Below are 8,197 nucleotides of genomic sequence, written 5' to 3'. Positions count from 1 at the left end.
ATGCTTGAAAGTGTAATATTTATAGGGATAATCAAAAATCAGATATAAAGTTTAGTAAAAAGAATTTATGATATTTTACGTATGAATGTAACGATTATTGTGGATGATGCACCAATATATGATGAGCATGCACATGAGATAGATTTTGAATCATATAGTCCTACAAGTAAAAGTATTATTTTTAAAACGATTGCAAAAGAAGAAAAAATGAAGAAATTAAAAGAAAAATAGTTATCTGATCGATAACTATTTTTAGGCTAATGTGATTTTTGTAATTGTATTGTTTGAAAGCGTGTAGGTCATTTTAACTGTTTTATTTTCACTATAGGCAATATATTGATTGTTCGCTTCTTTGTGATTTTCGTAATCTAAATTATTTTTTTCTAAACCAACGTAGAAATTACCTTCAACTTTGTAATGATCTGAAAATAGTTCTACTTTTTTAACTTTATTCTTTTTATTTAAAGTAATTTGAATAGAATCATTATAATAAACTGTATCATTATTCTTTTTTGATTCTATATACTGATCACCAATATAATCATTTATATGATTTATCTTAGAATCCTTTGTAATTCCACGACCATCTTCAACGATAATTGTAAAACCAATATCATTATTTGTAAGAAGTCCTTCGGTTTTAGTGTCTTCCTTTTTTGAACAACCACATAATAATAAAATAAAACAACAAATAAAGAGTATTTTAGATTTCATAGAATTCCTCCTTTAGATAATTGTACGAAATATTTGATTTTTATTAAAGTAAAGATTTATAGACAAAATGTTAATCCTTAGAGCATATCTTCTTCTTATTTCATGTTATGATGAATAAAAGGAGAAAAGATTATATGACACTTGGAGAACGTATTTAAAAATATCGGAAAATGAAGGGATTATCGCAAGAAGAATTAGGTAAATTACCGCATATATCAAGACAAACAATATCAAAATGGGAAAGTAATCAGTCATCACCTGATATACAAAGTTGTAAGGCTATGGCTGATGTTTTTGGCATCTCTTTAGAAGAACTTTTAGATGAAAGAAAAAAATAAAAACGGATCAAAGTACTAATCATCGAAATATGATTATTATCTTTGGAATTGTTATTTTTCTATCATTTATTATGGAAAGTTATGTAGCAGTTAAGATGAGTGAGAGAATGGATGCATTGGAAGAAGCAAATTCTTCATTGCAACAACAAATCAATGATTTTTATGATTATCAAAATAGAGAACCAATTACTTTAGATACAAATTCTATTTGTTCTTATTTTAGTGGTTTTATCAGTGATATTAAAAATGATAGTTATGATTTAAATATTGATTTGATTTTAAAAAATTATCAAGATAATACAACAGCACAAGTTATTTTTAAAACTGATAAAGATACATATACACTTTCTTTAAATAAAGAAGAAGATCATTTTAAAGGAACAATAAATCTTCCTATTCAAACACTTCAATTCGCACAACTTATTTCCCAAACAAATGGTGAAACAAATTCTGAAACATTAGATGCAGATATCAACTTTGAAAACTATCTAGATGAAGATGCTAGTGGAGGTTTTATGTTAGAAAGTTATGATAATAAAAAGAAAAAGGCTAATTTTACACTTTCATTTAGTGGAAATAAGACAAAGAAAGATGAAATTTATTTGTGGGATAAAGAATATAATTTTAAAAGAAAGACAGAGTATCATGATGTTAAAGGAACAATTTATATTAATGGTGAGAAAAAGAAAACGATTGTTCTAGACCAAATTAATAGTGATAAAGAGTATATTGAATTTGAAAAGAAATATACATGTAAAAACCTAGAAAAAGAAGATACAATCATGATTGAATATACTTATACAAATGAAATGGGTATAAAAAAGAAAAAAGAAGACACAGTTCAACTTAAAAAGAATTGGCAAGGATATTATTTGGTATGGAAATAAAAAATTAGTATGATAATTATATTTTAATTTATTTAATTCCCATTCATTATCTTATATAATCTTTCTATGGATAGAGCGAAATTACTTATAGGAGGCCATTATGAAAAAAGATCTACTTATGACAATTCAATATAAAGACATGGGCCCTTTTTCGCTTTTTATTTTTTAATTTGAAACATATCTTTTCTAAGATATGTTTTTTTTACAATCAAAAGGGGGATTAAAGATGCCAAAAAGAGAAGATATTAACACAGTATTAGTCATTGGTTCAGGACCAATTATTATTGGTCAAGCATGTGAATTTGATTATTCAGGAACACAAGCTTGTAAAGCATTAAGAGGATTAGGGTATAAAATTGTTTTAGTCAATTCTAACCCAGCTACAATTATGACAGATCCAGAAACTGCAGATGTGACATATATTGAACCGTTAAATGTAGAAAGATTAACACAAATCATTGAAAAAGAAAGACCAGATGCTTTACTTCCTAACTTAGGTGGACAATCAGCTTTAAATCTATGTTCTGAATTAAGTAATGCCGGCGTTTTAGACAAATATAACGTTCAAGTATTAGGAGTAAAAGTTGATGCCATTGAACGTGGAGAAGACCGTTTAGAATTCAAAAAAGCCATGAATGAACTTGGTGTTGAAATGGCAAGAAGTGAAATTGCAAACACTGTTGATGAAGCTTTAGCTATTGCTGATAAATTAGGATATCCAGTAGTTGTAAGACCAGCCTATACAATGGGTGGAGCAGGTGGAGGACTTGTTTACAATGTTGATGAATTAAAAACAGTTGTAAATAGAGGTTTGCAAGCAAGTTTAGTACACCAATGCTTAATTGAAGAATCTATTTTAGGATGGGAAGAATTAGAGTTAGAAGTTGTAAGAGATGCTAAAAATAACATGATTACAATTTGTTTTATTGAAAATATTGATCCATTAGGAGTACATACTGGAGATTCTTTCTGTAGTGCACCAATGCTTACAATTTCAAAAGAAGTACAAAATCGTTTACAAGAACAAGCTTATCGTATTGTTGAATCAATTGGTGTTATTGGTGGAACAAATGTTCAATTTGCTCATGATCCAGTAACTGATCGTATTGTTGTTATTGAAATCAATCCAAGAACATCTCGTTCATCTGCTTTAGCTTCTAAAGCAACAGGTTTCCCAATTGCTTTAATTTCAGCAATGTTAGCAGCTGGACTTACATTAGATGAAATTCCATGTGGTAAATATGGAACATTAGATAAATATTATCCTGATGGAGATTATGTTGTTATTAAGTTTGCACGTTGGGCTTTTGAAAAATTCAAAGGAGCAGAAGATAAACTTGGTACACAAATGAAAGCTGTTGGGGAAGTTATGAGTATTGGTAAAACTTATAAAGAAGCTTTCCAAAAGGCAATTCGTTCATTAGAAATTGGACGTTATGGTTTAGGTTATGCGAAAAACTTTAATGATTTATCTAAAGATGAATTATTAAAATTATTAGTTAATCCAACAAGTGAAAGACAATTCATTATGTATGAAGCTTTAAGAAAAGGTGCTACAGTTAATGAATTATTTGAACTTACAAAAATCAAACATTATTTCATTGAACAAATGAAAGAATTAGTTGAAGAAGAAGAAAAAATTGCTTCTTATAAAGGACAACAATTACCAGATAATGTTTTAAAACAAGCTAAACAAGATGGTTTTGCTGATAAATATATTTCTAAATTATTAGATGTTGAAGAAAAAGACATTAGAAATCAAAGACTTGCAATGGGTATGCATCAAGTATGGGAACCTGTACATGTATCAAGTACAAAAGATAGTTCTTATTATTACTCTACATATAATGGAAAAGATCAAGATGAAGTTTCAAATAATAAGAAAATCATGATCTTAGGTGGAGGACCTAACAGAATTGGTCAAGGTATTGAATTTGATTATTGCTGTGTACATGCTTCTCTTGCTTTAAAGAAATTAGGATTTGAAACAATTATTGTAAACTGTAACCCAGAAACAGTTTCAACAGATTATGATACATCTGATAAACTTTATTTTGAACCATTAACATTAGAAGATGTTTTAAGTATTCATGAAAAAGAAAAACCATTAGGAGTCATTGCTCAATTTGGTGGACAAACACCATTAAATCTAGCAAGTCAATTAAAAGAAAATGGTGTAAATATCTTAGGAACAACACCTGAAACAATTGATATGGCAGAAGATCGTGACTTATTTAATGAAATGATGGAAAAATTAGAAATTCCAATGCCTGAATCAGGAATGGCTGTAACAATCGATGATGCTTTAGAAATTGCTCAAAGAATTGGTTATCCATTAATGGTAAGACCATCTTACGTATTAGGTGGTAGAGGTATGGAAGTTGTTTATGATGATGATTCATTAAAACAATATATGGCAGCTGCTGTTGGTGTCACTCCAGATCGTCCAATTTTAATTGATCGTTTCTTAAATGATGCTATGGAATGTGAAGCAGATGCTATTTCTGATGGAGAAAATGTTTATGTTCCTGCAGTTATGGAACATATTGAACTTGCTGGTATTCACTCAGGAGACTCAGCATGTATTTTACCATCTAAACATATCCCAGTAAGACATGTACAAACAATTAAAGAATATACAAAGAAAATTGCTAGAGAAATGAATGTACGTGGTTTAATGAATATGCAATATGCGATTGCTGATGATAAAGTTTATGTTTTAGAAGCAAATCCACGTGCTTCAAGAACAGTACCTTTAGTATCTAAGGTATGTAACATCAACATGGTAAAACTTGCAACAGATATTGTTACGCGTGAACTTACAGGTAGACCATCACCTGTTAAAGACTTAAAAGATAGAAAGATTCCACATATTGGAGTTAAACAAGCTGTTTTCCCATTCAATATGTTCCCAGAAGTTGATCCAATCTTAGGACCTGAAATGAGATCAACAGGTGAAGTTTTAGGAATGGCTAATTCTTATGGAGCTGCTATCTTTAAAGCTGAAGAAGCTACTCAAACAAAATTACCAACATCTGGTCGTGTTTTAATTTCTGTATCTGATAGAGATAAAAAAGATGTTGTTGCTCTTGCTAGAAAATATTATGATGCAGGATTTGAAATTGTAGCTACAGGTAAAACATTTGAATTAATCAACAGCAATAATATTCCAGCTATCAAAATTAAAAAGATCAATGAAGGTCGTCCAAATATTACAGATGCACTTACAAATGGTGAATTAGATATGGTCATCAATACACCACATGGTAAAGAATCAGCACATGATGATAGTTATATTAGAAAAGCAGCAATTAAAATGAAAATTCCATATATGACAAATATTGCTGCTGCAAATGCTGCAGTAGAAGGTATTTTAGAAGCTGAAATTCATGGAACACATGAAGTTAAATCACTTCAAGAATATCATAAAGCTATTAAAGGCTAGGATACATGATTGTTAGGAAATCTGATGATTTCCTAACAATTTTTTTATTTTTTTCAAAAAAAGAAGAAAAAAAGTAAAAAAAGAACAGATAAATAAGTAGGAGGACTACTTATGGACAAAATAAATCAAATAACAACAAGTAAACAAACAACAATGTATGATCATTTATGCAAGATGATCATTGGAAATGAAGAAGTTTTATCAAGAATTATAAAGGTAGTTGTAGATGAAGCAAAGCATTTAAGTATTGAAGAAATTAGAAGACTAATAAAAGGAGTACATATAGGTGATCGCATAGTTAATCCACATTTTCATCTTGTAGATAAGGAAGGCTTTATCAAAGATGAAGGCGTGGTTTATTATGATATTTTGTGTTATATTGATGTACCTCAAGAAAATGGAAAGAAAATACGTATTTATTTAAATATAGAAATACAAAATAATCTTTATCCAGGGTATTCTATTATCACTAGAGCACAAGCATACATTGCACGAATGTTATCTAGTCAATGGGGAAGAGAGTATGATGGTAAAAACTATGATGGAATGAAAAAGGTGTATTCTTTATGGATTATACCAAAGGCTCCCAAAATAAAAGATGGGCATATGAATGTTTATGAAACACATGAAAGAATTATTTATGGAACAACAGTAGAAAGAAAGGATGTTTATGACAAGGGTGTTATTCTTGTGATATACTTAAACAAAGAACATAACTTAGATGAAAAATATAAAGTATATGATGAATTATTTACACCACTGATGGTATTTTTGAATAATGTATTAGATTATCAAGAAAAATTAAAAATAGTAGAAGAATACGGATTTGATACAAAGAAAATAGAAGGAGAGGTTAGAGATATGTGCGATTTAGGTGAAAGTATTGCATTAGAAGCAAGAAATGAAGGAATTTGGTACTACGTCAAGAAAAAGTACCAGTTAAACTGAAATATTTCATTTAGTTTAACTGTTTTTTGCATAACTTCTTTCATACTGATTTGGGCTTTGATAATTACAGTGACTATGCGTTCTCACTGTATTATAAAATGTCTCTATATATTCAAATATCAGTTTATATGCATCATCATAATTTTGGATTTTATATTGATTTAACCACTCCCTCTTTATTAATGAATGAAACGATTCTATACATGCATTGTCCCATGGACATGCTTTTTTTGAATAGCTTCGTTTCATTTTTTCTGTTATTTCTTTATATAATTCACTTGTAAACTGTATTCCTCTATCACTATTATACCGAATTCAGTATAATAGTGACTATACCGAAGAAAAAACTATACCGAAGTTTTGATAACGGTATAGGAAAAACTTCTCATTCTTCGGTATAGTATTCTTATCAGTCAAGTGAATATAGATCTTTTATATTGTTAGATTTAGTCCATAGCTTTTCTTCAGTTATTGTTCCTACATGTGATTTGTTCAATGCCTCTGACATCATTTCTAATGATGCAAATGCATAAAAACCAGAAGTTGTTGACATGCTTTCATGCCCAAGAAACTGCATAATAAATGGTAATGGAACTCCATCTTTGTATAGATCCATTGCTTTTGTTTTACGTAACATATGACAGTGTACTCGATCTGGAACGAGAGCACATCTTTCCTTGGCTATTTTAGCTGCCTGTTTTAAAATCAGGGCAATACTGTCAGTGGAAAGCTGATGAGGCTTGTTATCTAAAAATGAATAAAACAAATATTCATCTTTTGATTCCTCATGAAATTCAGTCAAATAGTTTTTGAGATGTAAAACTGTTTTTCTGGTAAGGGGAACATTTCGTGTTTTTCTTCCTTTTCCTATAACTGTCATATATGGGTTACGTACATCCAAATGTAATGATGAAACTTTCAGATCAGCTATTTCCTGAACACGACATCCTGAATCATACATTAATATAAGTATCATTCGATTACGTCTGTGTTTTACCGTATCTCCAACAAATGCTGATAAAATGGCTTTTGTTGCTTCTGGTTTAAGATATTCTATGGGTTTTTTAATGATTTTTTGACCTTTGATGGTACATGCGTTATTATAGAACACTCTAAGTTCAAAATCTTCTTCTGAACAGTATTTTAAAAATGATTTCAAGGCGGTCATTCTTAAATTTATAGTCTTTGCTGATGCATTTTTATTTTTCAACCAAACGATATAATCTTTCATATTTGCTCTTGTGAATATGTCAAACGTTATTTTGTCATTGGTTATATTTTTTTCATCATTGATAAATGTAAGATACAATTTGATTGATATTTTATATGATTCAACTGTTTTATCTGATAGATTTCTTACAATTGGCATGTATTCATGCAGAAAACTGCGAGCCAACTTCCAAAAAGAAGAATCCTGATTGCGATTATATTTCATATTCATCTGCCTCCGGAATCAAGTCATTACTTGAAAATGAAATTTGATTGTACTTGGGAAAAAAATCGGGAATGAGATGGAGATAATAATATGTACTTTCTAAATTGGAATGTCCCATGTATGTCATTAAGTACGGAAGCTTAGCGTATACATTCTCACCATTTGATGACCATTTCAAAAGGTTCTCACATGCAAAATGATGTCTTAAATCATATGCTCTGGGTTTTACTTCAGTTTCTCTTCTTAGTCCAGCTAAATCCCATATTTTATTAAAGTATAGCGGAATTGAATTCGAGGAATAATACTTATCAATTTGATCAGAAAAGAAATATTTTCTATTTGGAATAATATTGTTCATGAGTGAATCATATTTGTTGTTAAACCGCAGATTTAACACACCACACAACCGCAAATTATATTAACCATTAAT

The 8,197-nt window shown here is 29.6% G+C and carries 8 protein-coding genes; 5 read left to right on the top strand and 3 right to left on the bottom strand.

The genetic code is table 11. From position 1 onward, the window contains the following. Nucleotides 1–81 precede the first annotated feature (81 nt). A complete protein-coding gene (locus tag ACLVEP_RS03475) occupies nucleotides 82–231 on the top strand; it encodes a hypothetical protein (RefSeq protein WP_412582848.1) in 150 nt (49 codons plus the stop codon). A gap of 21 nt (nucleotides 232–252) precedes the next feature. Here the strand turns inward: ACLVEP_RS03475 and ACLVEP_RS03470 are convergent, their stop codons facing one another. Beyond that, nucleotides 253–714, bottom strand: a complete 462-nt coding sequence (locus ACLVEP_RS03470) for a hypothetical protein (protein WP_412582846.1) — start codon at nucleotides 712–714, stop codon at nucleotides 253–255. Nucleotides 715–884: 170 nt separating this feature from the next. Here ACLVEP_RS03470 and ACLVEP_RS03465 point away from each other — a divergent pair, with 170 nt between their 5' ends. The 4 genes from ACLVEP_RS03465 (at nucleotide 885) to ACLVEP_RS03450 (ending at nucleotide 6,332) form a co-directional block, all read left to right on the top strand. Further along, nucleotides 885–1,052 (top strand): helix-turn-helix transcriptional regulator, encoded by a 168-nt coding sequence (locus ACLVEP_RS03465; RefSeq protein WP_175301386.1) that lies wholly within the window; start codon nucleotides 885–887, stop codon nucleotides 1,050–1,052. A gap of 95 nt (nucleotides 1,053–1,147) precedes the next feature. Then, nucleotides 1,148–1,939, top strand: a complete 792-nt coding sequence (locus tag ACLVEP_RS03460; protein ID WP_412582845.1) for a hypothetical protein — start codon at nucleotides 1,148–1,150, stop codon at nucleotides 1,937–1,939. 226 nt (nucleotides 1,940–2,165) lie between these two features. After that, on the top strand, nucleotides 2,166–5,384 hold the full coding sequence (carB, locus tag ACLVEP_RS03455) for a carbamoyl-phosphate synthase large subunit (RefSeq protein WP_412582844.1): 3,219 nt from the start codon (nucleotides 2,166–2,168) through the stop codon (nucleotides 5,382–5,384). 111 nt (nucleotides 5,385–5,495) lie between these two features. Further along, nucleotides 5,496–6,332, top strand: a complete 837-nt coding sequence (locus tag ACLVEP_RS03450; protein ID WP_412582843.1) for a hypothetical protein — start codon at nucleotides 5,496–5,498, stop codon at nucleotides 6,330–6,332. Between the two features lie 15 nt (nucleotides 6,333–6,347). On the opposite strand, the gene ACLVEP_RS03445 is transcribed toward ACLVEP_RS03450, so the two are convergent. Continuing rightward, the gene (locus ACLVEP_RS03445) at nucleotides 6,348–6,581 is read right to left on the bottom strand and encodes an integrase core domain-containing protein (protein WP_412582840.1); all 234 of its coding nucleotides are present in this window, start codon (nucleotides 6,579–6,581) and stop codon (nucleotides 6,348–6,350) included. A gap of 160 nt (nucleotides 6,582–6,741) precedes the next feature. After that, complete coding sequence (locus ACLVEP_RS03440) at nucleotides 6,742–7,767, bottom strand: tyrosine-type recombinase/integrase (protein ID WP_412582839.1); 1,026 nt, start codon at nucleotides 7,765–7,767, stop codon at nucleotides 6,742–6,744. Nucleotides 7,768–8,197 lie beyond the last annotated feature (430 nt).

The sequence above is a fragment of the Faecalibacillus sp. genome (assembly GCF_047023275.1).
Classification (GTDB): domain Bacteria; phylum Bacillota_I; class Bacilli_A; order Erysipelotrichales; family Coprobacillaceae; genus Faecalibacillus.
The sequence above is the reverse complement of the archived record's forward strand: the minus strand, read 5'-3'. Positions and strand labels throughout refer to the sequence as shown.